The sequence below is a fragment of the Kocuria tytonis genome (assembly GCF_003226895.2).
Taxonomy (GTDB): domain Bacteria; phylum Actinomycetota; class Actinomycetes; order Actinomycetales; family Micrococcaceae; genus Kocuria; species Kocuria tytonis.
Map to the genome: position 1 here is coordinate 1 of NZ_PNJG02000003.1, position 25461 is coordinate 25461.

Consider the following 25461-nt stretch of genomic DNA (forward strand, 5'->3'; position numbering starts at 1 on the left):
GTAAGTCACCGCCGGAATTCACGTTGAAGGGTTGAGGCCCCACACCTATTGGGTGTGGGGCCTCCCCGCATTTAACACGCTAGTTCCCCGATGGATGGGCTGGTGATAAGGGCCGGCCCGTGATGGTGTGGGCTGGTGACGGGGACCGGCCCGCGGCGGTGCGGTCCACGCGGGCACGATACCAAGGGGAGCGTGGACTCCAGATGGGTCTACCCAGGACCATCACCGGCCCGGTGCCCACGCACCGCAACCCCGGCCAGTGCGAGACCAGATCGGGGACGGCCGGAGCCGCCTCGGGTGCCGTGTGCCGTCTATCAATGCAGGGCGGGTGGGCGCCCACCGCCGTGGTTGGGTCCCCGCCTCCCCGCACGGCCTGGTAGCTTTCGAAGACCCGCGCATCACGGAGGATGCAGGGATCGGAGAGAGGAACCGGTCCACATGAACAATCCTGACCGCACGAATGAACGCGCCCTGTTGTGGACGCCCACCGAGGAACGGACCCGCGCGTCCCGCATGCACGAGTTCGCCCGGTGGGTAGAGCAGCACCACGGCGTGCCGGCTTCGGGGTTCCATGCACTGCACACCTGGTCCGTGGAACACCTCGACGAGTTCTGGCAGTCCGTGTGGGACTTCTTCGACATGGTGGCGTCCGAGCCGGGGGAGTGTGTCCTGCGAGGAACGGCCATGCCCGGGGCGCAGTGGTTCCCGGGAGCTCGTCTGAACTATGCCGAGAACACGCTGCGGTGGGCCCGGAGCCGACCGGGCGACGTGGCCGTCGTCGGCGAGCATGAATCCGGCGAGGCCGTGTCCTGGACATGGGCCGAGCTCGAGTCGCGAGTGGCGGCGGTGGCCCGGCAGCTGCGGGAGCTGGGCGTCACGCCCGGTGACCGTGTGGCTGCGGTGCTGCCCAACATCCCGGAGACCGTGGTGGCGCTGCTGGCCACGGCCTCCGTGGGAGCCGTGTGGTCCGTGGTGAACACGGACTTCGGGCCGGCGGGTGTGGCAGATCGGTTCGCGCAGATCGAGCCCAGGGTGCTCTTCGTGGTGGACGGCTACGAGTTCGGTGGCTCCGTGCGTGACATGACCGGTTCCTACGACGCCCTGCTGGACGTGCTGCCATCGGTGGAACAACTGATCGTGGTTGACCAGTGTGCGGAAGGTACCGTCGGTGAGTTGCCGGACAGCGCCTTGCGCCTGTCCCGGATCATGGCCACACCGGGCGAACCCCACTACGAGCAGCTTCCCTTCGACCACCCGCTGTGGATCCTCTACTCCTCCGGCACCACCGGTAAACCGAAAGGGATTGTGCACTCCCATGGCGGGGTGGTGGTCGAGTTCTACAAGGCGCTCGGGCTGCACTCGGGTCTGGGCCCGGAGGACGTCGCCTACTACGCCGTGGCCACCACCTGGATGGTGTGGAACATGCTCGTGGGCATCCTACTCACCGGCGCACGGATCATCACCTACGACGGCTCGCCGACATTCGGTGGACCGCAGAAGTCGTTCGAGCTGGTGGCTCGCCACGGGGCCACGTTCTTCGGCACCGGCGCCGGGATCCTGTCCATGGTGCAGCGCGCGGGTGTGGTTCCGAACGTGAGCCTGGACTTCTCCGCCCTCGAGTCCATCCTGGTCACGGGCTCCCCGCTGCCGGACGCCACGTGGGACTGGGTGTACGACTCGGTGTCCACCACGGTGCGGCTGGGCTCCGACTCCGGGGGAACGGACGTCACCAGCGCGTTCATCGGCACGAATCCGTACCAGCCCGTCTACCGCGGCGAGATCATGGGCCCGTACCTCGGTGTGGCCGCGGAGTCCTGGAACACCGCGGGGGAGCGCGTGTGGGACGAGGTGGGGGAGCTCGTGATCACCCGGCCCATGCCCAGCATGCCCGTCCGCTTCTGGAACGACCCGGAGGGGGACCGCTACCGGGCCGCCTACTTCGACATGTTCCCCGGGGTGTGGCGCCAGGGGGATTGGGTGACCCAGCTCTCGGAGGGGCCGTTCGTGGTGCACGGCCGGTCGGACTCCACCATCAACCGCGGGGGCATCCGCATGGGCTCCGCGGACCTCACTCACGTGGTGGACCGAGTGGACGGTGTGGCGGCCTCCATGGTGATCGGGGCCGAACTGGCCGGAGGGGACTACTACATGCCCCTGTTCGTGGTGCCCGAGCCCGGCACCCGGCTCACGGAGCAGCTGAAGCAGCGCATCGTGGCCGCCATCAGGGAGCAGGTGTCCCCGCGCTACGTGCCCGACGAGATCATCGAGGCCCCGGCCGTGCCCCGCACCCGCACCGGGAAGCTCCTGGAGATCCCCGTCAAGAAGCTGTACCAGGGCGCGGATCCGTCCTCCCTCAACCGCGCGACCGCCGAGGACGCGGAGGTCCTGGACTGGTACGCCGCGCAAGCGCGCCGCCACGCACGCGGGGCAGCGGCCGACTGAGCGGCTCGCCCCGGCCTTCCCGGGCTCAGGCCCCCGACATGCGTGAGCTTCCGGCAGGCGTCAAGGGCCACCCCATGGCACACGGCAACGGCCCCGGCCCGCCCGAGGTGGGCGGACCGGGGCCGTTGCCCATCGGGAGTGTCAGATCCCGGTCAGGAGACCACCTTGCCGGGGTTCAGGTTCCCCCCGGGGTCCGCGACCTGGAAGAGGCCCTTCATCAGCGCCACGCCCTCGGGGGAGACGTCCTGCTCCATCCAGGGCTGGTGCTCCACACCCACGCCGTGGTGGTGGGAGAGCGTGGCCCCGGAGTCGATGAACGACTGCTGGATGGCGGACTTGACCACCTGGTACTCCTCGTACGGGTTCTCCTCGTCGAAGACGTACGCGAACGTGAAGTACAGGCACGCCCCGGAGTGGTACGAGTGGGACATGTGGGACATGATCCAGCCGGACTTGCCCAGCTGCGCGTAGGCGCGCTGCACGGCGTCGTACGCGTTCTTGTGCACCGTGGTGAGCTTGGACCACGGCGCGGCCGTCTCGGAGACGTCCCCCACGGTGTTCTGCTCCAGCAGGAAGTCGCGCAGGTGCGGGGTGTCGAACTTCTTCTGGTCGTACAGCGCGCCCGGGCCGGACCCCAGCACGACGGCGCCGTGGGCCTTCGCGATCCGGGCCACGGCCTTCTTGCGCTCGGCGACGTCCTTCGCGGAGCCCTCGAAACAGGCGTAGGAGATGCACATGGCGTCCGTGTCCCAGCCGCGCCTGCGCATCACGGCCCACAGGGCGTCCTGGCCCTTGGCGGCGAGCTTGCCCTTCACGGAGGTGGAGGCCTTCTGCGTGGCCAGCGAGAACGCCGTCTCGTGGGCGTCCGAGATCCGGGCGAAGGTCAGCGGGATCTCGGCCTCGGTGTAGCGGCGCACCGCGGTCAGTGCCTGCTGCCACGTGGGGAACATGTAGGCGATTACCTCGTGCTCCTGGGGCAGCCGGTGGACGTGGACGGTGAGCTCCGTGATCACGCCCAGGCGGCCCTCGGAGCCGATGACCATCTCGCGCAGGCTGGGCCCGGTGGACGTGGAGGGCAGGGGGCGCAGCACCACGGTCCCGGAGGGACGCACCAGGCGCAGGCCGCGCACGATGTCCGCGATGTCCCCGTACTTGTCCGACTGCATCCCGGAGGACCGGGTGGCGGCCCAGCCGCCCAGCGTGGAGTACGCGAAGGAGTCGGGGAAGTGCCCCAGGGTCCAGCCCCGGGCGTTGAGCTGGTCCTCCATGTCCGGCCCGAGCACCCCGGCCTGGATAGTGGCGAGCCCCGAGGTCTCGTCGATCTCGAGCACCTTGTTCAACCGGCCCATGTCCAGGGAGACGATGCAGCGGGTCTCCTCCGGGGCGGGCTGCAGGCTGCGGGAGATGCTGGAGCCCCCGCCGAAGGGGATGACCACGAGGTCCTGCGCCACGGCGGTGCGCAGAATTTCCGCCACCTCGTCCTCGGACCCCGGGTAGACGACCACGTCCGGGACCCGTGCGAAATCACTGCGCAGCGTCTGCATCAGCTCCAGGACCGACTTGCCGGCCCAGTGCACGATCCGCAGCTCGTCGTCCAGGGACACGTTCTCCGGGCCGCTGATCCCACGGAGCCGCGCCAGGACGTCCTCGGAGGCCGTGGAGGCCGGGACTTGCACCGTGGCGAAATCCACGGTGTCGCGCTGCCGGGGTCGCAGGGAGACGCCGATGGCCTCCTTGACGAACGGCGCGAACGCGGGCTTGTTCCGGTAGTCGAAGAACACGCCCTCCTCGCCCCAGCCCCACCACTTCTGATGCTTCACGTGTGCCACTACGGGGAAACCTCTTTCCTGGGGGATGCCACTAGTCCTGGATCATGTGCCGGTTCGCAGCGTACAGCGCGCGCACGGCGGCCTCGATGCGTTCGTTGAACCCGACGGCGTTCTCGTTGCCGCGCGCCCGCAGCGGGGCACCCACCGCCACCACCACGGGCGGGCGCCCCCGGCGGGGCCAGCTGGTCCCGCGCGGCATGGCCTCGTGCGCACCGATGAGCGCCACCGGAACCACGGGCACCTGGGTGGCCAGCGCCAACGACGCCGCTCCCACCTGGAACGGGGCCATTCTGCCGGTCTTGGAGCGGGTCCCCTCCGGGAAGATCAGCAGGGGGACCCCTGCGGCCAGCAGCTTCTTGGAGAGCCCCCGGTTCGCGCCCTCACCGCGGCGGTCCACCGGAAAGGCGTTGAACACGAGCTGCGTGAAGAAGCGCTTGTGCCACGTGGTGAAGAAGTAGTCCGCGGCCACGCCGGTGGCGAGGTCCCGGGAGATGTAGTGCGGCACCCCGCTCATCACGAGGGGCGCGTCCAGGTGGCTCGAGTGGTTGGCCACCACCACGCACGTGCCCTTCACCCCGTACGCGGCCGGGTCCACCACGTTGGTGCGCGTGATGGTGCGGTTGACCATCCCGCGGAAGAAGAGGGTCTGCACGATCCGGCGCACCACGCGACGCACCGGCCGGGTGTAGTGCGCGGCCGTGAGCTCCGCGGACTCCGCGGGCGGGGCGGGCGGATCCGGCTCCTGCTGCCCCACGGGACCCTCCAGGGAGTCCAGCACGCGGGGACGCGGTTCGGGGGCGGGTGCGCCGCGGCGTCGTCGGGCGGGCCCGGCCGGGCGGTCAGAGTCGTTCTGCTGTGACGGTGCCACGGGATCAGGCCTGGATCTCGCGGCGTCGGATCCCCGAGATCTGGCGGGAGAGCCAGCGCACGGTGGGGCGCGGGAGGTGACGCAGTGCGGTCGCCATGACCTTGTAGCGCAGGGTGGGGACGGAGAGGACCTTCCCGCGCGCCACGTCCGCGAGGGCCGCCTCCACGAGGCGGTCCGCGTCGAGCCACATGAAGTCCGGGATGGAGGAACCCGTGATGCCCGCGCGGCTGTGGAACTCGGTGCGCACCCACCCCGGCAGCAGCGCCGTGACGTGGACACCAGTGCCGTGCAGCTCCACCGCGAGCGACTCGGTCATGGTGGTGGTGTAGGCCTTGATCGCCGAGTAGTCGCCCATGGTCACGTAGCCGGAGGTCGAGGAGACGTTGACGATCCAGCCCGTGCGACGCTTCAGCATGGCGCGGGCGGCGGCACCCGAGAGCCTGGAGACCGCCGCGCACATGACCTCGAAGCCCGTCTCGTGCTGACGGAAGTCCTCGGCGGTGAACAGGGCCTTGACGGAGAAGCCCGCGTTGTTCACGAGCATGTCCACCGGGTGGTCGGGATCCTCGAGGCGCTGGGCGACGCGGCGGAGGTCCTCGCGCACGGCGAGGTCCGCGGTGATCGTCTCCACGTGCACGCCGTGCTCGGCGGTGAGATCGCGCGCGGTCCGCGCGAGTCTCGGCTCGTCCCGCGCGACCAGGACGAGGTTGAAGCCCCTGCGGGCGAGGGAGCGTGCGAACGCGGCACCGATGCCTGACGTCCCACCGGTCACGAGAGCGGTAAGCATGACCCTAAGATACACTACGGTGGGCGTAGCACAGTGGCCCCGGCCTGCTCGGACGGTGCTCCTCGGGTCTGCGGGCCGCGAGCCGGTTCGGGTCGCCTCGTGGCGAGGGGATCCCGGCGGCGGTTCGGCCGGTGCGGTCCTCGCGGCGCCCGTCAACTGGGCACCGCGGCGGATCACGGTCCGGTCCCGCCCCGGGCCGGGTGCCGGGATCCGCGGAGAGGCGCCCACCCGGGACCCGCGGGTGGTGCCCGCACCGTGGCCCGGCGGCCGTTCCCGTTCCAACCATCGGAGGATTCCTTGACCCAGACCACCACCACGCGCGTCCTGCTCACGGGGGCCACGGGCTTCCTGGGACAGGCGGTCCTCGAACGGCTGCTCTCCGGATCGGACGACGTCCACGTGACGGCGGTGGTCCGCCCCAGGGGATCGCAGTCCGGCAGTGCACGGCTGCGGCAGCTGCTCCGCAAGCCCTCCTTCAGGACCTGGCGCGAGGCCGTGGGGGAGGAGCGGGCGCGGGAGGTCTTCGAGGCCCGCACGAGCGTGCTCGAGGGTGATCTCACGGGACTCGCGGAGATCACCGAGCCCTTCGACGTGGTGGTGCACTCGGCCTCGACGGTCTCCTTCGACCCGCCCATCGACCAGGCCTTCCGGACGAACGTGGGCGGCGCGGTGGGGCTCTACGACGCGCTGCGGGCCTCGGGCCAGGACCCCCACGTGATCCACGTGTCCACGTGCTACGTGGGTGGGATCGCGAAGGGCCTGCGCCCGGAGGCGTCGGTGGACCACGACGTCGACTGGCGGGTGGAGTTCGACGCCGCCGTGCGCGCCGCGGACACCGCCGAGGTGGAGTCCCGCTCCCCGGAACGGTTGGAGTCCTTCATCCGGCAGGCCACGGGACTGCACGGCAAGGAGGGCCCCAAGTCCGTGGCCCGCGCCGCCGAGGAGGCGCGGCTGGAGTGGGTGCGCTCGCGGCTCGTGGACCACGGCCGGACCCGCGCGCAGTCGCTCGGGTGGACCGACATCTACACGTTCACCAAGGCGCTGGGCGAGCGCGTGGCCGAGCAGAAGTGGGCGGGGGACGGGCACCGGCTGTCGATCGTGCGCCCCTCGATCATCGAGTCCGCGCTGCGCCACCCGTTCCCCGGGTGGATCGACGGGTACAAGGTGGCCGACCCGCTCATCATGGCCTACGCCAAGGGCGCGCTGCCGGAGTTCCCCGGGCTGCCGGACTCCGTCCTGGACGTGATCCCGGTGGACTTCGTGGTCAACGCGATCGTGGCGCTCGTCCTGGACGGGCACCGGGAACAGACCCGGGGTGCCGCGGCGGAACCGCAAGGGCCCGCGTACTACCAGGTGTGCTCGGGGGCCTCGAACCCGCTGCCGTTCCACCAGATGTACCGCAGCGTGCGCTCCTACTTCCTGGAGCGCCCCCTGGAGGACTCGCACGGCAACCCGATCGCCGTGCCCGAGTGGAAGTTCCCGGCCGGCAACTCCATGGAACGCGGTCTCGCGGTCAAGGAGAAGCTGGCCGCCGCGGGCAGCCGCGTGAGCTCGGTGCTCCCGGCCACGGCGCGCACCCGGGAGTGGACCAACTCGCTGCACCGCATGCAGACGGGGCTGGGCTCGCTGCGCACCTACGTGGACCTGTACCAGAACTACACGCGCACCGAGATGATCTTCGACGACACCCACACCCGCGCGCTGAACCGCTCGCTGCCGGAGGGCACCGCCGAGGACCGGCGCTTCGACGTGCGGGCCATCGAATGGCGGGACTACTGGCGGGACGTGCACCTGCCCGCGCTCACGGAGATGACGAAGGCGTACGGCCGGGCCAAGGCGGCCTCCCGCAAACGGGCTTCGCGCACCCGCGGGCTGAGCGGGGGCACGGACGTGGTGGCGGTGTTCGACCTCGAGGGCACGGTGGCCTCGGGCAACATCATCACGCAGTACGCGCAGCTGCGCCGCCGGGAGCTCAGCCCCGTGCAGTGGCCGGGCGAGTTCGCGGAGCTGATGGGCAACGCGGCCACGTACCTCAAGGCCGAGCGCCGGGACCGCGGGGAGTTCATCCGGGCGTTCCTGCGCCGCTACGAGGGCGTGTCCGTGGAGCGGGTCCGAGAGCTCATGGACGGCTCCCTGGGCCGCGCGGTGGAGCAGAGCGTGCGCCCGGGAGCGCTCGAGCGCATCCGGCAGCACCGTGAGGCGGGGCACCGCACGGTGCTCGTGACCGGCTCGCTGGACCTGCTCGTGAGCCCCCTCGCGGAGCTGTTCGACGACGTGGTCGCCGGGCGCATGGATCAGGTGGACGGTGTGCTCACGGGCTACCTGGCCACCCCGCCGCTCGTGGACGAGGCCCGCGCCCAGTGGCTCAAGCGCTACGCCGAGGACCACGGGCTGGACCTCGGCCGCTCGTACGGGTACGGCGATTCCGTGGCGGACGCCAGCTGGCTGTCGCTGGTGGGCCATCCCCACGCGGTGAACCCGGACCTGCCGCTGTACCGCAGGGCCCGGAAGGCGCACTGGCCGGTGGAGGACTGGAGGAGGGCCTGACCCATGGGCTGCGAGGACCGGGAGCGGACGGCGGACACGGCGGGCGCCGTGGATCCGCGGACCGCCCGCACCGATCGCAAGATCGTGGCGGGTGCGCTGCGGCTGCTGCGCGAGGGAGGCCCCCAGCGGGTCACGATCGAGGCGGTCTCCGCGCTCACCGGGGTGGCCAAGACCTCCATCTACCGCCGCTTCGACAACAGCCCCCAGCTGCTCGAGGCCGCGCTGCAGCACACGGTGGCCGCGGCCGTGGCGCCCACGGAGGAGGCCACGTGGGAGCAGGCCCTCACGGATGCGGTGGACCTGCTGCTGCGTGACATGGGCATGGGGGTGGCCATCACCCTGCTGCAGGACCCGAACTCCGCCACCGCACAGGTGCTGCGCTCCGCGGTGGTGCGCCCGCACATGGACGCGCTGCGCACCCTGCTGCAGCGCGACAAGGACCGGGGGCTGATCCGGGCCGCCGTGGACCTGGACATGGTGGTGGACTTCATCCTGGGCGCGGCCTACGCGCACGTGGCCCGCTACGGGTCGTTGGACGAGACGTGGACCGAGCGGGTGCACCGCGCGGTCACGGAGCTGATCTCCACCCGTCCCGACGCCGCCTAGAACACGTCCTTCTCGTCCGGACGCAGGGCCAGGTAGGACTGCACGTAGTCCTGCGCCGCCGTGCCGGTGGGGACGTCCGCGCGCGCGTTCTCGGACATGAACCAGCGGTGCTCCAGGACCTCGTGGACGATCTGAGCCGGTTCGCGCTTGCGCCGCAGGTCCGGGGGGATCGCGGACATGATGGGCATGAAGATCTCGCGCATCCACAGCTGGGCCGTGAGGTCCTCGGGCAGCCCGGGGTACAGTGCCCGTCCGAACTGGTCGATGTCCGTGAGGATCCGGCGCGCCTGGTTCTCCTGGGTGCTCAGCCCGGTCAGGTGCAGCAGCCTGCGGCTGTGGTGGCCCGGTTCCACCACGCGCGGGCGCAGGTGCACCCGGCCGGACTCGTCCGAGTCCAGGGAGGCCTCCTCCACGTCGAAGCCCAGATCGTTGAGGCGTTCCACGCGGGCCTGCACGCGCCACCGCTCGGCCACGGAGAAGGTCTCCGTGGCGGTCAGCTCCTCCCAGAGTCCGGTGCAGGTCTCCACGAGCCGGTCGGAGATCGCGAACGGGTCCACGGAGGCGGGATCCACGCCCTCCTCCGCGAGCCGCCGCTGCATGTGCTCCCCGGCGAGCAGGTCCATGACCTCCCCGGCCACGTTGGTCCGCGCGAGGTCGATGTCGTACTCGCGCTGACCGCGCGTGAGCCGGGAGTGCAGCTCACCGGTCTCCGCGTCCACGAGATACGCGGCGAAGGCCCCGGCGTCCCGCCGGAACAGGGTGTTGGACAGGGAGACGTCCCCCCAGTAGAAGCCGGAGAGGTGCAGCTGGACGATGAGCGAGGCCAGCGCGTCCACGAGGCGCTCCACGGTGTCCGGGGAGGGCAGCTGCTCGAAGATCGCGCGGTAGGGCAGCGAGAAGCTCAGGTGGTCGGTCACGAGCGCGGCGGGCAGCGGCTCCCCCTCGGGGGTGCAGCGGTCCGTGACCACCGAGTCCGGCACCACGGACGGGGTCCCCATGCGCTGGAGCCTCCGCAGCAGGCCGTACTCCCGCCGCGCGTAGTGGGCGGTGGTCTCCTTGACGGCGACGACCCGCTCACCCACCCGGGCGAAGCGCACCACGTGGCGGGAGAGTCCACGCGGGTACGCGGCGAGCACCTCCGCGGGCCACCGCTCCAGGGGCAGGTCCCAGGGCAGCTCCAGCAGACCGGGGTCCGGGAACGCCGTGTTGATGGACACCCCGTGCGCTGCGCGGGGGGCCGGCGACGGCGCGGGGTCCGGGGGCGGGGGGACGGTCATCTCAGTCCGCGCCGGCCGAGGAGCGGGTTCCAGGGGGCAGGGGACGCCGGGTCCGGCCGCGGCGGCGTCCCGGACCCGTGCGGCAGAGGCGCCGGGTCGGGGGCGTCGCCCCGGGCGGTCGGGCCGCGCCCTGCGGTGTCCCCCTGGGCGGTCTGGCCGTGCCCTGCGGCGTCGCCCCGGGCGGTCTGGCCGGGCCCCACAGCGTCGTCACGGTGCCGCGCCAGGGCGGTGAGCGCGGCCGTCAGGGCCTCGGGATCCGGGACCCGCCACCGGGCCACGGACGGCTTCCCACCCACCTTGATGCCCACGTCCCCGGGGCCCAGGACGGCCAGGGCGTCCTCGTCCGTGACGTCGTCCCCGGCGAACACCGTGACGTCCGGGTGCACCACCGAGCGGATGGCCGTGAGACCGTCCCCCTTGGTGGCACTGAGCACCGAGCTCTCGACGACCTGCTGACCCGGGGTCACCCGCAGGCCGGGCAGCCGGGAGTACGTGGCGGTCATCTCGGCGAGGGCACGTTCCGCCGCGGCGGGGTCCTCCACGGGGCGGGTGTGGAACGCTACCCCCGCGGGCTTGAGCTCCGCGTGGGAGCCCGGGCAGCGCCGCACGAGCGCCTCCGTGGCGGCCACGGCACGATCCAGCAGCTCCCGCTGCTGCCCGGTCAGCTCGATCCCGGCGCCGCAGCCCGTCCCCGGTGCCGCGGTGAGGTCCACCTCGGCCCCGTGGGAGCCGGAGAGCACCATGCGCCGCGCCGGGTCCACCACGGTGCGCAGGAAGTCCAGGGGGCGCCCGGAGACCACGGCCACCGTGGTGCGGGGCAGGGACGCGAGCAGCTCCAGTGCCTCCTGCGCCCCGGGCAGCGGGCGGGAGTCCGCGGGGTCCTCGGTGAACGGGGCCAGGGTGCCGTCGAAGTCCAGTGCCACGAGCAGCTCGTCCGTCTCGGCGGCCGTGGCGAGGGCGCTCGTGAGGTCCTCACTCATCGTGGGACCCGCGGTCCGACGAACCGTGCTCGGCGGCCCCGGTGGCGGCGTCCGCGGGGGTGTCGCGGCCCGCGCGGGCGTGACCCGCGAGATCCGCGAGGAAGCGCTGGGACCAGTCCACGACGTCGTGCGTGAGCACCTGACGGCGCATGGACGCCATCCGCTTGCGGGCCTCGGCGCGCGGCATGTCGCGGGCGTACAGCATGGCCTCCTTGAGACCGTCGATGTCGTGCGGATTGACCAGGACGGCCTGCCTGAGCTGCTCCGCGGCCCCGGTGAACTCGGAGAGCACGAGCGCACCGGACCTGTCCCGGCGTGCCGCCACGTACTCCTTGGCCACGAGGTTCATGCCGTCCCGCAGCGCGGTGACGAGCATGACGTCCGCGGCGAGGTACAGGGCCACCATCTCCTCGAACGGGTAGCCGTGGTGCAGGTAGCGGATGGCCGTGTGGGAGATGGTGTCGTGCTGACCGTTGATCCGGCCCACCATGCCCTCCACGAGCTCCCGCAGCTGGCGGTAGGAGTCCACGCGCTCGCGGGAGGGGCTGGCCACCTGGATCAGCACGGAGTCCGCCACGGACAGCTCGCCGTCGTGCAGCAGCTCCCCGTAGGCCTTGATGCGGTGGCCGATGCCCTTGGTGTAGTCCAGCCGGTCCACGCCCAGGAAGATGGTCTCCGGGTTGCCCAGCTCCTCCCGGATCTCCCGCGCACGCGCCTGCACCTCCGGGCTGTCCGCGAGCTCCTTGATGGAGTCCACGTCGATGGAAATGGGGTAGGAGCCGGCGTTGACCGTCCAGGTGGTGTCCGTGCCCTCGGCGGTGCTCTCGCTGAACTGCGCCGCGCCCTTGGTGAACTGCACCCCCAGATACTTGCGGACGCAGCGCTGGAAGTTCTGCGCGTCCCCGGGGCGCTGGAAGCCGATCAGGTCCGCGCCCGTGAGCCCGTCCAGCACCGCCCGGCGCCACGGCAGCTGCGAGAAGATCTCGGTGGGAGGGAACGGGATGTGGTTGAAGAAGCCGATGGTCACGTCCGGGCGCAGCCTGCGCAGCATGCGGGGCACCAGCTGCAGCTGGTAGTCCTGCACCCACACGGTAGCGCCCTGGGAGGCGGTCTCCGCGGCCATCCGCGCGAAGCGCTCGTTGACGCGGCGGTAGGCGTACCACCACGTGCGGTGGAACTCCGGGGAGGCAATCACGTCGTGGTAGAGCGGCCACAGCGTGGCGTTGGAGAAGCCCTCGTAGTACCGCTTCACCTCGAGCTCGGACAGCATGACCGGCACCAGGTGGAAGACGTCGTGGTCGAACGGCTCCAACGTCTCGTCCGGGGCGCCGTGCCAGCCCACCCACGCGCCGTCGCGCTGGGCCATCACCGGGGCCAGAGCGCTCACCAGACCGCCGGGGGAGCGGCGCCACGAGCTGTTGCCGGCCTCGTCCACGTCACGGTCCACGGGCAACCGGTTGGACACCACAACGAAGTCGTAGCCGTCCCGCGGGACGGTCACCTCTTCCATGGACTGTTGTGCGCTCATGCTGGGTTCCTTCCCCGGGGCGGGTTGATCACCTCCATCCTAGGTGCGCGCACCGCTCCGCGGCCCGGACGCGGCCCCGCGGCACGGCGACGGCGCGGGGGAGCCGGCCGTCGCGGCGTCGTCGGCGCAGGCCGCGGGAGGGCCCCGCCTGGGAACCGCCTGAACCGGGGGCACCCCCGGGGCCGGGTACCCTGAGGACCAGTCGTCGACACCTCCGCACCCCTCTTCGGAAGGACTCCTGGCCCCATGGCTCCCAAGAACAAATCCGCCGGTTCCTCACCCGCGTCCTCCGCCGCGGACGCCAGGGAGCGAGCCCGGCAGATCGCAGACAGGCAGTCCCGCCGCAGCAACGGCAGACCGCTGGGCCTGATCCTCGGGATCGTGGCGCTCGTGCTCGTGATCGCCCTGATCATCGGTCTGGTCGTGTGGCAGAACCACAAGGCGAAGATCCCCGACGCCGGCCCTGTGCCCGCGAGCGCCAACCAGTACGGCGGCATCACGGTCACCAGGAACGGGATTCCCCAGCACACCTCGGACGTGAAGGAGCGCGATCTCGCCACGCTGCCCGAGGCGCCGGAGGAGCCGGACACGTCCAAGACGCCGCTGGGCGTGGTGTCCCAGGACAAGGCGGCGAGCAACGGCAAGCCCGTGCAGCTGGTGGTGTTCCAGGACTTCGAGTGCGTGCACTGCGCGGACTTCGAGAAGGAGAACGCGGAGACCATCAAGAAGGCCGTGGACTCCGGGAAGGTGGAGGTGGAGTACCGCAACCTCAACTTCCTGGACAAGGCCACCCCGGACCAGTACTCGTCCCGGTCCGCGAACGCCGCCTACCTGGTGGCGGAGCAGGTGAACCCGGACCAGTTCATGGAGTACTCGCAGGAGATCTTCTCCCACCAGGGCAGCGGGGGGCTGAGCAACAAGCAGATCGCGGAGATCGCCGGAAAGCACGGTGCCACCGTGAGCGAGGACGATCTCGACGAGAACACCTACCGCCCCATGGTCAACGTGGACACCCGGGAGGCCGTCAGCAACGGCGTGGCCGGCACGCCGTCCATCTTCGTGGACGGCAAGCGCTTCGAGAAGGGCAAGTTCCCAGAGGTGCTCCAGAAGGCCATCGACGCCAAGAGCACCAAGAAGTAGCCGCGACCACCGCTCACCCTGCGCGAAGCCCCGATCCGTGCGACGGACCGGGGCTTCGCGCATTTCCCGGGGCGCGGTTCCTCCCAACGCACGAGGGACACGCAGCCGGTAGCCGCATGTCCCTCACACGGGGCGTCTGCCCCAGTCACAACGAGCCCCCTGCCGGATTCGAACCGGCGACCCTCTGTTTACAAGACAGATGCTCTGGCCAGCTGAGCTAAGGGGGCGCTGCCCGTCCCGACGGCGCACGGGCGGCTGGTGGGGCACGTTCCGCTCCGCGCGCGCTCGGGACCGCTCCATGATACGGGACGGCGCGCGGGCCGCGCGTCCGGGCGGGCACAGCGCGTCGGCCACAGCGTTCCGCGGTGCCCGCTCCACGGACCGGAAGAAGGACCGGCCGCGCTCGGGGTGAGCGCGGCCGGTCGTGGAGTGCGGGCAGAACGAGGACTACTCCTGCGTGATCTCCACGGCGGCCTGCTCCTGCCGACCGAAGGCCCACAGCAGCAGCTCCGAGGGCTCACCGCGCACGATCTTCACGCGCCGGGCCCCCGACTTGCCGCCGCGCACGGAGCCGAAGCCGGCCGCGAGCAGCACCACGGACTCGGACTCCTTGCGCAACATCATGGACCCGCCGAACTTCAGCATGGCCCACAGGGCCTTCTGCTCGTCGTTGAGCAGCTGGCGGGGGTGCCACTGGGGCTGGGCGCGGCGGACGTCCTCGTGGTGCACGAAGAACTCGCCGGTGTTCATGCGCTTGTCCAGCGGGGACCAGCGCCCCGGGGAGTACAGCGGGGGGCGCTCCACGAGGTTCACGAGATCGTCCCACGTCCGCTCGCGGTACTCGGCGTCCACCGACTTGGCGTGGGCACCGAGGAGCGGCAGCTTGGGGGAGAACATCCCGGGCACGGCATCCGGGCGGGCGTCCCGGATGGCCAGGTGCACCGCGAGGTCGCGGGTGTTCCAGCCCTCGCACAGGGTGGGGGCGTCCGGGCCCACCCGGCGCAGCAGCGCGGCGAGATGACGACGTTCGACGTTGGCAAAGTTGGTCACGAGCACATCCATTCTGTGGGGCGGGCCATCACGACCACGGTAGACGGGCCCGGTGGTGATTACCACTGGTGCGGCCTCGCACCCGGGAGCGCACCGGATCCCTCACCCGTTCCGGGCGGGGTGGGTGCGGGGGCCGGGTGCGGGTTCAGCCGGTGGGGCCGGTGGTGGGGGTGGGTGCGGAGCCGGCCGGGGCGGCGTCGTCCGCGTCCGGCTCGGGGGAGTTGAACTGGGCCTCGTAGAGGGTCGCGTACGCACCGCCGGCCTCGATCAGCTCGGTGTGGGAGCCCTGCTCCACGATCCGCCCGGACTGCATCACGATGATCGTGTCCGCGTCCCGGATGGTGGAGAGCCGGTGCGCGATCACGAAGGACGTGCGCTGCTCCCGTAGGGCCGCCATGGCCTTCTGCACGAGCAGCTCGGTGCGGGTGTCCACGGCGGAGGTGGCCTCGTCCAGGATCAGCAGGGACGGCTGGGACAGGAACGCCCGGGCGATGGTGATCAGCTGCTTCTCACCCGCGGACACCGAGGAGCCGTCCTCGGTGATCAGGGTGTCGTAGCCGTCCGGAAGCGCCCGCACGAAGCGGTCCACGTAGGTGGCGCGCGCGGCGTGGAGCACCTCCTCGTCCGTGGCGTCCTGGCGGCCGAAGCGGATGTTCTCCATGATGGTCCCGCCGAAGAGCCAGGCGTCCTGCAGCACCATGCCCACCTGCGAGCGCAGGTCACGACGGGTGAGGTCCCGGATGTCGATGCCGTCCAGGGTGATGCGCCCGCCGTCGATCTCGTAGAAGCGCAGGATCAGGTTCACCAGGGTGGTCTTGCCCGCGCCGGTGGGGCCCACGATCGCGACGGTCCGGCCGGGTGCCACGTGGAAGGTGAGGTCCTCGATCATGGGCTGCGCGCCGTTCGCGAGGGCCGCCTTGTCGTAGGAGAAGTCCACGTGCTCGAAGCGCACCTCGCCGCGCAGCCGGATGGGCAGCTGCGCACTGGGGGTCTCCGCGTCCTGCTCGGGGGCGTCCAGCAGCTCGAAGGTGCGCTCGGCGGACGCGATGCCCGACTGCAGCTGGGTGGCCATCCCGGCCACCTGGGACAGCGGCTGGGTGAACTCCCGCGAGTACTGGATGAACGCCGTGGCGCCGCCGAGGCTCAGCTGACCCGTGGCCACGCGCAGCCCGCCGAGGACCGCGATCCCCACGTAGGAGAGGTAGGAGACGAACTGCATCACGGGCATGATCGTCCCGGACAGGAACTGCGCGCCGAACGCGGCCCGGTACAGCTCCTCGTTGCGTTCGTCGAACTGCGCCTGCATCTGGTGCTGACGGCCGTAGGCGAGCACGAGCTCGTGGCCGGAGAACGACTCCTCGATGTGCCCGTTGAGCTGTCCCGTGGCGTGCCACTGCTGCTTGAACATCCGCTGGGAGCGCGAGCCGATCAGCCCGGCCGCCACCGCGGACAGGGGCAGGGCCAGCAGCGCCACCAGCGCGAGCTGCCACGAGACCACGAACATCATGACCACGATCCCGAGCACCGTCAGCACGTTCTCCACGAGCTGCGAGAAGGTCTGCTGCAGCGCCGTCTGCACGTTGTCCACGTCATTGGTGACCCGGGACATCACGTCCCCGCGCTGCCGCGTGTCGAAGTAGCTCAGCGGCAGGGCGTTGAGCTTGCGCTCCACCTCCTGGCGCAGGTCGTACACCACGCGCATCACCACGCGGTTGAGCACGTAGCCCTGCAGCCACATCAGCACGGAGGCCACGGTGTACATGGCGAGCACGGTGAGGATGAGCGTGCCCAGCCGGGTGAAGTCCACGCCCTGGCCGGGGACCAGGGTCATGGTGGACATCATGTCCGCCATGGTGTCCTGGCCCTGTGCGCGCATCCCGGCCTCCACCTGCGCCTGGCTGGTCCCGGCGGGCAGGGACCGGCCGACGACGCCCGCGAAGATCACGTCCATCGCGCGTCCCAGCACGCGGGGTGCCCACACGGTGAACACCACGGAGAGCACCACGGCGGCAACCACCAGCGCGAGGGCCGCCTTGTGCGGGGTCATCAGCTTCACGAGCCGCACGGCCGAGGGCCAGAAGCGTTGCGGTTTCCTGGCCGGTTCCTGGCTCTCGCTCACAGTTCGCCTCCGGTGGTCTGTTCGGCCGACAGCTGGGAGGTCACGATCTCCCGGTAGGTGTCGCTGCTCGCCACGAGCTGCTCGTGGCTGCCGCGCGCGGTGATCCGGCCGTCCTCGAGCACCAGGATGAGGTCCGCGTCCGTGATGGTGGAGACGCGCTGGGCCACGGTGACCACCGTGGCGTGGCGGGTCACGGGGCGCAGTGCGGCGCGCAGCCGGGCGTCGGTGGCGACGTCGAGCGCGGAGAAGGAGTCGTCGAAGACGTACACCTCCGGGCGGGCCACCAGGGCCCGGGCGATGCTGAGCCGCTGGCGCTGCCCGCCGGAGACGTTGGTGCCGCCCTGTGACACGGGGGAGTCCAGGCCCTGGGGCAGCTCCCGCACGAAGTCCTCCGCCTGGGCCACCCGCAGGGCGTCCCACAGCTCCTCGTCCGTGGCGTCCTGCCGGCCGAAGCGGAGGTTGCTCGCTACGGTCCCCGAGAACAGGAACGGCCGCTGCGGCACGAGACCCACCCGCCCCGCGAGGTCCTCGGGGGCGTAGTCGGTGAGGGGCACACCGTCCAGCAGCACGTCACCGGACACGGGGTCCAGCAGCCGCGGGATCAGGCTGATCAGCGTGCTCTTGCCGGAGCCGGTGGCCCCCACCACCGCCACGGTGCGCCCGGGCTCGGCCGTGAAGCCGATGTCGTCCAGCACGGGCGCCTCCGCCCCGGGGTACTGGAAGGCGACGCCTCGGAACTCCAGGTTCCCCAGCGCGCGGGGTGCGGCCACGGGGTGCTGCGGGGGGTGCATGCTCGGGCGGGTGTCCAGCACCTCGCTGATGCGCTCGGCGCACACCACGGCGCGCGGGACCATCATGAACATGAACGTGGCCATCATGACGGCCATCAGGATCTGCAGCATGTACTGCAGGAAAGCGGTCAGCGCACCCACCTGGATCTGTCCCTGGTCCACGCGGTGCCCGCCGAACCACAGCACGGCCGCGGTGGCGAGGTGCATGACCATGTTGATCACCGGGAACATGAGCACGAACAGCGAGCCGATGCGCAGCGAGATGTCCGTGAGGTCCTGGTTGGCCCGCCGGAAGCGCTGCGTCTCGAACGGCTCCTTCACGAACGCGCGGATCACCCGGATGCCGGTGATCTGCTCGCGCAGCACCCCGTTGATGCCGTCGATGCGCTCCTGCATGACCCGGAACCACGGCATGAGCCGGGACACCACCAGGGCCAGGAGCACGCCCATCACCGGGATGGAGACCCACACGAGCCACGACAGCCCGGCATCCTCCCGCAGCGCCATGACGATCCCGCCGATGCACATGATGGGCGCCATGACCATGAAGTTCAGGGCCATGAGGGTGAGCACCTGGATCTGCTGGACGTCGTTGGTGTTGCGGGTGATCAACGACGGCGCCCCGAACGTCCCCACCTCGCGGGCGCTGAACGTCCCCACCCGGCGGTAGACGCTGCGGCGCAGGTCCCGGCCCACGCCCACGGCCGTGCGGGCACCGCACCACACGGCCACGACCGCCGCGACGACCTGCCCGAGGGCCACGGTGAGCATCACGGCGCCCGTGCGCCAGATGTAGTCGGTGTCCCCGTGGGTGACGCCGTTGTCGATGATCCGGGCGTTGAGGCTCGGGAGGTAGAGGGCGGCGATCGTGGACAGCAGCTGGAACACGAGGACGCCCACGACCCACGGGAGGTAGGGGCGGGTGGAGGTGCGTAGCAAACGCAGCAGCATGACGGTCAATCCTGACGCAGGCACCGAGGGGCTAGCCGATGACGGGCCCAATATACGCGGGTCCGCGCGCCGGGGCGGTCACGGCCCGGCGCAGAAATGTGGGATAAGGGGTGGCAAAACCACATAAACAGACATAAGCTCACATCCACAGGGACGCCACCACCGTCGTCCCCGGCCGTGAGGTGACGATGTTCGCAGCAGAACGCCACGAGGAGATCGCCCGCACCGTGAGCCGCGAGCGCCGTGTCAACGGCGCCGAGCTGGCCAAGCGGTTCCGGGTGACCATGGAGACCGTGCGTCGGGATCTCGCCGTGCTCGAGAGCCAGGGGCGGCTGCGCCGTGTGCACGGGGGCGCCGTGTCCGTGGACCAGTCCACCAGTGGGGAGCAGGGCATGGACTCCCGCCACCGGCTGGCCACCGAGGAGAAGCGCAGCATCGCGCTGAAGGCGCTCGAGGTCCTGGAGCGCTCCGGTGCCGGCGCCGTGGTGCTGGACGCCGGCACCACTGTGGAGGCGCTCGCCGAGCTGCTGCTGCACCGCGACAACCGGTTGCCCAGCGGCCAGGAGCAGCTGGTCATCACGCACGCCCTGCACATCGCCGCGAAGCTCGCGGACGCGGAGGGTGTGGGGCTGGAGCTCGTGGGTGGCCGGATCCGCAAGCTCACGTGGGCCGCCACCGGCTCGCGCGCCGCCCAGCACTACGACCAGCTGCGCCCCGACCTCGCGTTCGTGGGGTGCAACGGAGCGCACGCCCGCTTCGGGCTCTCCACCCCCGACCCCATCGAGGCCGTGGTGAAGTCCGCGATCGTGCAGGCCGCCCGCCGCGTGGTGGTGGTGTGCGACGCCAGCAAGCAGGACCAGGAGACCCTCACCCGGTTCGCCTCCTTCGCGCAGGTGGACACGTTCATCACGGACCGGGCCCCCACGGGGGAGCTGGCCCAAGCCCTCGAAGCAGCCGACGTGGAAGTGGTCCTCGCATGATCATCACCGTGACCCTCAACCCCTCCGTGGACCGCACCGTGGACCTCTCCGCACCGCTGGCCCGCGGCCGCGTGCAGCGGGCGCACGCCACCCGGCAGGACCCCGGTGGCAAGGGCGTCAACATCTCCCGGGCCCTGAGCGCGAGCGGCGTGCAGACCGTGGCCGTGGCCCCGGGGGACGCCTCGGACCCGCTGTTCACCGGGCTCGACGCCGCCGGGGTGCGCTACGACAACGTGCCCATCGGCACCCCCGTGCGCTCCAACATCACCGTCACCGAGCCGGACGGCACCACCACCAAGATCAACGAGCCCGGGCCCGCGCTGGACGAGCCCACGGTGGAACGGATCGCCGAGCGCATCGTGGCGCGCGGCGCGGGCGCCTCGTGGCTCGTGCTCGCGGGGTCCGTGCCGCCCGGGCCGGCCCCCGACGTCTACGCCGCGCTGGCCGCGCGGGTGCGGGGCGCGCTCGGGTCCGCGGCGCCGTCGTTGGCCCTGGACACCTCCGGAGCACCGCTGCAGGAGGCCCTCGCCCCGGGAGCGGCCGTGCTGCCGGACGTCGTCAAGCCCAACGGCCACGAACTCGCCCAGCTGCTGGGGCGCACGGACGGGGACGCCCTGGAGGCGGACCCGCACGCCGCGGCCGCCGCCGCCCGCGACCTCGTGGCCCGCGGCGTGGGCGCGGTGCTGTGCACGCTCGGCGGCAACGGCGCCGTGCTGGTGACCCCGGAGGGCGCGTGGCACGCCGTCCACGAGCCCGTGACCGTGCGCTCCACGGTGGGGGCGGGGGACAGTGCCCTGACCGGGTACCTGGTGGCCGCCGAGAGCGGTGCCCCGCCCGCCGAGTGCCTGCGCCGCGCCGTGGCCCACGGGTCCGCGGCCGCGGCCCTGCCCGGAACCCGGATGCCCACGGTGGCGGACACCACACCCGAGGCTGTCCACGTGGCACCCCTGGTCCTCCCGCCCGCAACGCCCGCGCCGGACACCGGGCACCCCTCCGGCGCGAACACCCGGTCCTGACCCGCCCGAGCACCACCCACCCGAGCACCACACCTTCAGAGACGCCCACCCCGAGCCCACCGGGCCGTACCCAAGGAGCCCTGACATGTCGGATCTCATCACCCCGGAACTGGTCCTGCTGGACCGGGATCTGGGCGGGTCCACGGACAGCGCGATCCGTGAACTCGCCGCCACCGTCCACAGGGAGGGTCGCGCGCGGGACGCGGACTCGCTCGCCGCGGACGCCCTCGCACGCGAGGCCAAGAACGCCACGGGCATCCCGGGCGGCATCGGCATCCCGCACTGCCGCTCCGAGGCCGTGACGCAGGCCACCCTGGTCATGGCGCGGCTCGCCCCCGCCGTGGACTTCGGTGCCAAGGACGGCCCCGCGGACATCGTGTTCTTCATCGCCGCCCCCGCGGGCGCGGACCAGGAGCACCTCAAGCTGCTCTCCAAGCTCGCGCGCTCGCTCATGAAGAAGCCCTTCGTGGCCGCACTGCGCGCGGCCGGGTCCCCGGAGGAGGTCGTGGGCATCGTCGACGGCGCCCTGGGCCTGTCTCCCGTCCCGGACGACGCCGCCGCCCGCTCCGGTGCCGCGGGCACCGCACCGGCCGCGGCATCCGATTCCGTGGCGTCCGCGACGGGCACCCGCGCGGCGGGCGAGGCCGCCGGTTCCGAGCGCGGCACCGCGTCCGGAAGCGGCCACGGTGCCCGTGCCGAGGGGTCGGCCCCGTCCGGTGCCACCGCGGCAGGTGTCGCGGGTGCCGCCGGTGCCGCCACGGGTGGTGCGGCGGTCGGTTCCCCCGCCGGGGTCGGCGGGGCGACGGCGTCGTCCGCACGCCCCGGGGACGGCGCCGCGGCGGCCGCACCCGGCACCGGGACGCGGCCCGGCGACGCCGAGCGCGGACCGCGCCGGCTCGTGGCCGTCACCGCGTGTCCCACCGGGATCGCGCACACCTACATGGCGGCGGACTCCCTGACGAACACCGCCGAGGAGATGGGCGTGGACCTGCAGGTGGAGACGCAGGGCTCCTCGGGCGCCACCCGGCTGGACCCGCAGGTGATCGCGGGGGCCGAGGCCGTCATCTTCGCCACGGACGTGGACGTGCGGGAGCGCACCCGCTTCGCGGGGCTGCCGTACATCGCCTCGGCCGTGAAGCGCGGGATCGACGAGCCGCGCGAGATGATCCAGGAGGCGCTCGCCGCCGCGGACGACCCCCACGCGCCCAAGGTCACGGGTGACGGCACGGAGGCCGCCGCGGCACTGACCGGCAGCGAGGGCTGGGGAACGCGGATCCGCAAGGCCGTGATGACGGGTGTCAGCTACATGATCCCCTTCGTGGCCGCGGGCGGCCTGCTCATGGCGATCGCGTTCATGATCGCGGACCCCGTGCTGGTGGCGAAGGAGGCGGACAACATCCTGAAGACCGCGACCCTGGGTGATCTCGGGGACGTGTCCCTGGGGATGTACCTGGGGGCGGTGCTGTTCAAGATCGGCAACCTGGCCATCAGTCTGCTGGTCCCGGCCCTCGCGGGGTACATCGCCTACGGGCTCGCCGACCGCCCGGGCATCGCGCCCGGCTTCGCGGCCGGGCTCGTGGCGAACTTCATGGGCGCGGGCTTCATCGGCGGCATCGTGGGCGGTCTGCTCGCCGGGGTGTGCGCCTACTGGCTGACCCTGCCCCGGCTGCCGCGCTGGCTCGGGTCCCTGATGCCCGTGGTGATCATCCCGCTGCTGGCCTCGCTGTTCGCCGGCGGGCTGCTGCTCCTGCTGATCGGCGGACCCATCGCGGCGTTCATGACGTGGCTGACCGGCCTGCTGTCCGGGATGAGCGGGGCGTCCGCCGTGGCCCTGGGCGCGGTGCTCGGCCTGATGATGTGCTCGGACCTGGGCGGACCCATCAACAAGGTGGCGTACTCCTTCGCCGTGGCCGGCCTGGGCGCAGCCACGGCCACCGCCACCGCACCCCAGGAGATCATGGCCACCGTGATCGCCGCGGGCATGGTGCCCCCGCTGGGCCTCGCCCTGGCCTCCACCGTGCTGGGCCGCAAGTACTTCACGGCCGCCGAGCGCGAGAACGGCAAGACCTCGTGGCTGCTCGGCGCGTCCTTCATCTCCGAGGGCGCCATCCCGTTCGCCGCGGCGGACCCGCTGCGCGTGATCCCCGCCTCCATGGTGGGCGGCGTGGTGACCGGCGCCATGACCATGGCCTTCGGCGTCACCTCACCGGCACCGCACGGTGGATTCTTCATCCTGCCGGTCGTGGACGGGCGCATCGCGTTCATCGGCTCCGTTCTGGTGGGCACAGTGATCACCGCCGTGCTGGTCACCCTCCTCAAGCGGGTGGGCGGCGTCGAGAAGCGCGTGGGCGAGGTCCCCGGGATTCCCCAGACCCAGCAGAGCGTGGAAGCGTGAGGACCATGAGCGAGAACACCGAACTGCCCACGGGCTCCGGCCCCGTCGTCCTGCACGGGGTGGGCGTGAGCCCCGGGCGCGTCATCGCACCCCTGGTGCACATGGCACCGGCCGTGGCCGAACCGCCCGAGGGGGAGCCCCTCACCGGGGATGCGGAGGCCGCGGTCGACCGCCTCAAATCCGCGGCGCTCGCGGTCAAGGCGGAGCTCACGGAGCGCGCGGCCCGGGCCCGCTCGGAGTCTGCGGCGGAGGTCCTCAAGGCCACCGCGCTCATGGCGGGGGACCGTGCGCTCGTCAAGAGCGCGGGCAAGCTCGTGACCGGTCAGCGGCTGAGCCCGGAGCGGGCCCTGTGGCAGGCCGCCACGGCCTACGCGGACCAGATGCGAGCCATGGGCGGGTACATGGCCGAGCGCGCGGCGGACATCGAGGACGTCCGGGCCCGGATCGTCGCGCAGCTGCGCGGCGAGGACGCCCCGGGGGTGCCGCAGCGGCGGGAGCCGTTCGTGCTCGTGGCCGAGGACCTCGCCCCCGCGGACACCGCGGTGCTGGACCCCGACGTCGTGCTCGCCCTGGTGACGGAGTCCGGCGGTCCGCAGTCCCACACGGCCATCCTGGCGCGCAACCTGGGGCTGCCGGCGGCGGTCGCCGTCGAGGGCGTCCTGGAGCTCGACGCCGGCACGGCCGTCTTCGTGGACGGCGCCGCCGGCACCGTGGTCGCGTCCCCGGGCGAGCGCGAGGAGGCGGCGGTGGCCGCATGGCGCCGCGCCTCGGAGCAGCTCGCGGCCTTCGACGGGCGCGGTGCGCTCGCGGACGGCACCACCGTCCCGCTGCTGGCCAACGTGGGCACCGGCGACGACGCCCGGGCCGCCGCGGCTGCCGGGGCCCAGGGCGTGGGGCTGCTGCGCACCGAGTTCTGCTTCCTCAACAGGGACGCCGAGCCCACCGTGGCGGAGCAGACCGAGGCGTACACCGAGATCCTCACCGCGTTCGAGGGGAGGAAGGTGGTGGTGCGCACGCTGGACGCGGGCGCGGACAAGCCCCTGCCGTTCCTCACGGACGCCACCGAACCGAACCCGGCGCTCGGCGTGCGCGGCTACCGCACGGACTGGACCACCCCGGGTGTGCTGGCGCGCCAGCTGGAGGCCGTCGCGGCCGCGGAGCGCAGCAGCGGCGCGGAGGTGTGGGTCATGGCGCCGATGATCGCCACCGTCCCGGAGGCCGTGCGCTTCCGGGAGCTCGCCACCGCGGCGGGACTGCGGGTGTGCGGGGTCATGGTGGAGACCCCGGCGGCCGCCGTCACGGCGGAGCAGATCCTGGAGCGGGTGCACTTCGTGTCCCTGGGCACCAACGACCTCACCCAGTACACGATGGCCGCGGACCGGATGCTCGGCTCGCTGGCCGAGCTCAACTCCCCGTGGCAGCCCGCCGTGCTGCGCATGGTCGAGTGCGTGACCCGGGGAGCGGCGTCGGCAGCGCAGCGCCAGGGCGCCCCCAAGAACGTGGGGGTGTGCGGCGAAGCGGCCGCGGACCCCGCGCTCGCCGTGGTGCTCGTGGGACTGGGCGTGGACACCCTGTCCATGAGCGCGCGCTCGCTGGCCGCCGTGGCCGCCGTCCTCGCCCGCGTGGACACCGCGCAGGCGCGGCGGCTCGCGGCGCTGGCCCTGGACGCCACGAGTGCCCGGGAGGCGAAGGACGCGGTGCGGGCGCAGCTGCCCGTGCTGGACGAACTGGGCCTGTGAGCCCGTTCGCGCAAAACCGACAGAGCAAGAACCAGACAAGGAGCTGACATGACCGAACGCACTGCCACCGTGGCCTCCCGAGTGGGCCTGCACGCACGCCCCGCCGCGATCTTCGCCGAGGCCGCGGGCGAGTACGAGAACCTGGAGATCACCATCCGCTCCGAGGGCGAGGACGCCGAGGAGGGCATGGACGCCTCGTCCGTGCTGTCGCTGATGTCCCTGGGCGCGTCCCACGGGGACAAGGTGGTCCTGGCCGCCGAGGGCGACGGCGCCGAGGAGGCCCTCGAGCACCTCGCGGGCATCATCGAGACGGACCTCGACGCGGACTGAGGACGCGGACCGGTACCGCACCGAACGCACGGCGCCGGGTGCTCCCTCACAGGGCCCGGCGCCGTCGTCGTGTCCGGGGACGTAGC

At 71.8% G+C, this 25461-nt stretch carries 18 protein-coding genes and 1 tRNA gene; 9 read left to right on the top strand and 10 right to left on the bottom strand.

Annotation, left to right across the window (positions count from 1 at the left end):
- Nucleotides 1-438: 438 nt before the first annotated feature.
- Entirely contained in the window at nucleotides 439-2442 is a 2004-nt protein-coding gene (locus C1C97_RS09265) for an acetoacetate--CoA ligase (protein ID WP_121031493.1), read from the top strand.
- Between the two features lie 152 nt (nucleotides 2443-2594).
- Here the strand turns inward: C1C97_RS09265 and C1C97_RS09270 are convergent, their stop codons facing one another.
- From C1C97_RS09270 to C1C97_RS09280, 3 genes are read right to left on the bottom strand one after another with little or no spacing between them, the layout of a single operon-like run.
- A complete protein-coding gene (locus tag C1C97_RS09270) occupies nucleotides 2595-4271 on the bottom strand; it encodes an FAD-binding oxidoreductase (protein ID WP_110920587.1) in 1677 nt (558 codons plus the stop codon).
- A 31-nt stretch (nucleotides 4272-4302) separates the two neighbouring features.
- Complete coding sequence (locus C1C97_RS09275) at nucleotides 4303-5139, bottom strand: lysophospholipid acyltransferase family protein (RefSeq protein WP_233542863.1); 837 nt, start codon at nucleotides 5137-5139, stop codon at nucleotides 4303-4305.
- 4 nt (nucleotides 5140-5143) lie between these two features.
- On the bottom strand, nucleotides 5144-5926 hold the full coding sequence (locus C1C97_RS09280) for an SDR family NAD(P)-dependent oxidoreductase (RefSeq protein WP_121031495.1): 783 nt from the start codon (nucleotides 5924-5926) through the stop codon (nucleotides 5144-5146).
- A gap of 297 nt (nucleotides 5927-6223) precedes the next feature.
- Between C1C97_RS09280 and C1C97_RS09285 the strand changes: the two genes are divergently transcribed.
- Both C1C97_RS09285 and C1C97_RS09290 read left to right on the top strand, forming a co-directional pair.
- The gene (locus C1C97_RS09285) at nucleotides 6224-8473 is read left to right on the top strand and encodes an HAD-IB family hydrolase (RefSeq protein ID WP_121031497.1); all 2250 of its coding nucleotides are present in this window, start codon (nucleotides 6224-6226) and stop codon (nucleotides 8471-8473) included.
- Between the two features lie 3 nt (nucleotides 8474-8476).
- The gene (locus C1C97_RS09290; RefSeq protein ID WP_110920590.1) at nucleotides 8477-9079 is read left to right on the top strand and encodes a TetR/AcrR family transcriptional regulator; all 603 of its coding nucleotides are present in this window, start codon (nucleotides 8477-8479) and stop codon (nucleotides 9077-9079) included.
- Here C1C97_RS09290 and C1C97_RS09295 read toward each other — a convergent pair.
- The 3 genes from C1C97_RS09295 to C1C97_RS09310 are packed head-to-tail and all read right to left on the bottom strand — an operon-like array spanning nucleotide 9076 to nucleotide 12864.
- A complete protein-coding gene (locus C1C97_RS09295; protein ID WP_233542864.1) occupies nucleotides 9076-10296 on the bottom strand; it encodes a DUF4032 domain-containing protein in 1221 nt (406 codons plus the stop codon). The two genes, C1C97_RS09290 and C1C97_RS09295, sit on opposite strands and share 4 nt — an antisense overlap.
- A 56-nt stretch (nucleotides 10297-10352) precedes the next feature.
- The gene (gene otsB / locus C1C97_RS09305; RefSeq protein WP_199712238.1) at nucleotides 10353-11336 is read right to left on the bottom strand and encodes a trehalose-phosphatase; all 984 of its coding nucleotides are present in this window, start codon (nucleotides 11334-11336) and stop codon (nucleotides 10353-10355) included.
- Nucleotides 11329-12864, bottom strand: a complete 1536-nt coding sequence (locus C1C97_RS09310) for an alpha,alpha-trehalose-phosphate synthase (UDP-forming) (protein ID WP_121031501.1) — start codon at nucleotides 12862-12864, stop codon at nucleotides 11329-11331. The genes otsB and C1C97_RS09310 overlap by 8 nt, the downstream gene beginning before the upstream one ends.
- A gap of 246 nt (nucleotides 12865-13110) precedes the next feature.
- Here C1C97_RS09310 and C1C97_RS09315 point away from each other — a divergent pair, with 246 nt between their 5' ends.
- Entirely contained in the window at nucleotides 13111-14004 is an 894-nt protein-coding gene (locus C1C97_RS09315; RefSeq protein ID WP_110920873.1) for a DsbA family protein, read from the top strand.
- A gap of 153 nt (nucleotides 14005-14157) precedes the next feature.
- On the opposite strand, the gene C1C97_RS09320 is transcribed toward C1C97_RS09315, so the two are convergent.
- The 4 genes from C1C97_RS09320 to C1C97_RS09335 all read right to left on the bottom strand — a co-directional run bounded on the left by C1C97_RS09320 (nucleotide 14158) and on the right by C1C97_RS09335 (nucleotide 18915).
- Nucleotides 14158-14231 (bottom strand) — tRNA-Thr (locus C1C97_RS09320).
- Between the two features lie 220 nt (nucleotides 14232-14451).
- Entirely contained in the window at nucleotides 14452-15054 is a 603-nt protein-coding gene (locus C1C97_RS09325; protein WP_199712239.1) for a TIGR03085 family metal-binding protein, read from the bottom strand.
- A gap of 145 nt (nucleotides 15055-15199) precedes the next feature.
- Complete coding sequence (locus tag C1C97_RS09330) at nucleotides 15200-17173, bottom strand: ABC transporter ATP-binding protein (protein WP_121031503.1); 1974 nt, start codon at nucleotides 17171-17173, stop codon at nucleotides 15200-15202.
- Entirely contained in the window at nucleotides 17170-18915 is a 1746-nt protein-coding gene (locus C1C97_RS09335; RefSeq protein WP_110920843.1) for an ABC transporter ATP-binding protein, read from the bottom strand. The genes C1C97_RS09330 and C1C97_RS09335 overlap by 4 nt, the downstream gene beginning before the upstream one ends.
- Nucleotides 18916-19103: 188 nt before the next feature.
- Here C1C97_RS09335 and C1C97_RS09340 point away from each other — a divergent pair, with 188 nt between their 5' ends.
- The 5 genes from C1C97_RS09340 (at nucleotide 19104) to C1C97_RS09360 (ending at nucleotide 25375) form a co-directional block, all read left to right on the top strand.
- On the top strand, nucleotides 19104-19895 hold the full coding sequence (locus tag C1C97_RS09340) for a DeoR/GlpR family DNA-binding transcription regulator (protein WP_110920842.1): 792 nt from the start codon (nucleotides 19104-19106) through the stop codon (nucleotides 19893-19895).
- The gene (locus C1C97_RS09345; RefSeq protein WP_110920841.1) at nucleotides 19892-20911 is read left to right on the top strand and encodes a 1-phosphofructokinase family hexose kinase; all 1020 of its coding nucleotides are present in this window, start codon (nucleotides 19892-19894) and stop codon (nucleotides 20909-20911) included. The genes C1C97_RS09340 and C1C97_RS09345 overlap by 4 nt, the downstream gene beginning before the upstream one ends.
- A gap of 85 nt (nucleotides 20912-20996) precedes the next feature.
- On the top strand, nucleotides 20997-23306 hold the full coding sequence (locus C1C97_RS09350; protein ID WP_121031505.1) for a PTS fructose transporter subunit IIABC: 2310 nt from the start codon (nucleotides 20997-20999) through the stop codon (nucleotides 23304-23306).
- A 5-nt stretch (nucleotides 23307-23311) separates the two neighbouring features.
- The gene (gene ptsP, locus C1C97_RS09355; protein WP_121031507.1) at nucleotides 23312-25045 is read left to right on the top strand and encodes a phosphoenolpyruvate--protein phosphotransferase; all 1734 of its coding nucleotides are present in this window, start codon (nucleotides 23312-23314) and stop codon (nucleotides 25043-25045) included.
- Nucleotides 25046-25093: 48 nt separating this feature from the next.
- Nucleotides 25094-25375, top strand: a complete 282-nt coding sequence (locus C1C97_RS09360; protein WP_110920746.1) for an HPr family phosphocarrier protein — start codon at nucleotides 25094-25096, stop codon at nucleotides 25373-25375.
- Nucleotides 25376-25461 lie beyond the last annotated feature (86 nt).

Excerpts from the sequence above, each read along its gene's own strand:
- ptsP (WP_121031507.1), top strand. The coding sequence starts at position 23,312 with ATGAGCGAGAACACCGAACTGCCCACGGGCTCCGGCCCCGTCGTCCTG.
- C1C97_RS09280 (WP_121031495.1), bottom strand. The coding sequence starts at position 5,926 with ATGCTTACCGCTCTCGTGACCGGTGGGACGTCAGGCATCGGTGCCGCG.
- C1C97_RS09345 (WP_110920841.1), top strand. The coding sequence starts at position 19,892 with ATGATCATCACCGTGACCCTCAACCCCTCCGTGGACCGCACCGTGGAC.
- C1C97_RS09335 (WP_110920843.1), bottom strand. The coding sequence starts at position 18,915 with ATGCTGCTGCGTTTGCTACGCACCTCCACCCGCCCCTACCTCCCGTGG.
- otsB (WP_199712238.1), bottom strand. The coding sequence starts at position 11,336 with ATGAGTGAGGACCTCACGAGCGCCCTCGCCACGGCCGCCGAGACGGAC.
- C1C97_RS09310 (WP_121031501.1), bottom strand. The coding sequence starts at position 12,864 with ATGAGCGCACAACAGTCCATGGAAGAGGTGACCGTCCCGCGGGACGGC.
- C1C97_RS09340 (WP_110920842.1), top strand. The coding sequence starts at position 19,104 with ATGTTCGCAGCAGAACGCCACGAGGAGATCGCCCGCACCGTGAGCCGC.
- C1C97_RS09315 (WP_110920873.1), top strand. The coding sequence starts at position 13,111 with ATGGCTCCCAAGAACAAATCCGCCGGTTCCTCACCCGCGTCCTCCGCC.
- C1C97_RS09265 (WP_121031493.1), top strand. The coding sequence starts at position 439 with ATGAACAATCCTGACCGCACGAATGAACGCGCCCTGTTGTGGACGCCC.
- C1C97_RS09360 (WP_110920746.1), top strand. The coding sequence starts at position 25,094 with ATGACCGAACGCACTGCCACCGTGGCCTCCCGAGTGGGCCTGCACGCA.
- C1C97_RS09350 (WP_121031505.1), top strand. The coding sequence starts at position 20,997 with ATGTCGGATCTCATCACCCCGGAACTGGTCCTGCTGGACCGGGATCTG.
- C1C97_RS09290 (WP_110920590.1), top strand. The coding sequence starts at position 8,477 with ATGGGCTGCGAGGACCGGGAGCGGACGGCGGACACGGCGGGCGCCGTG.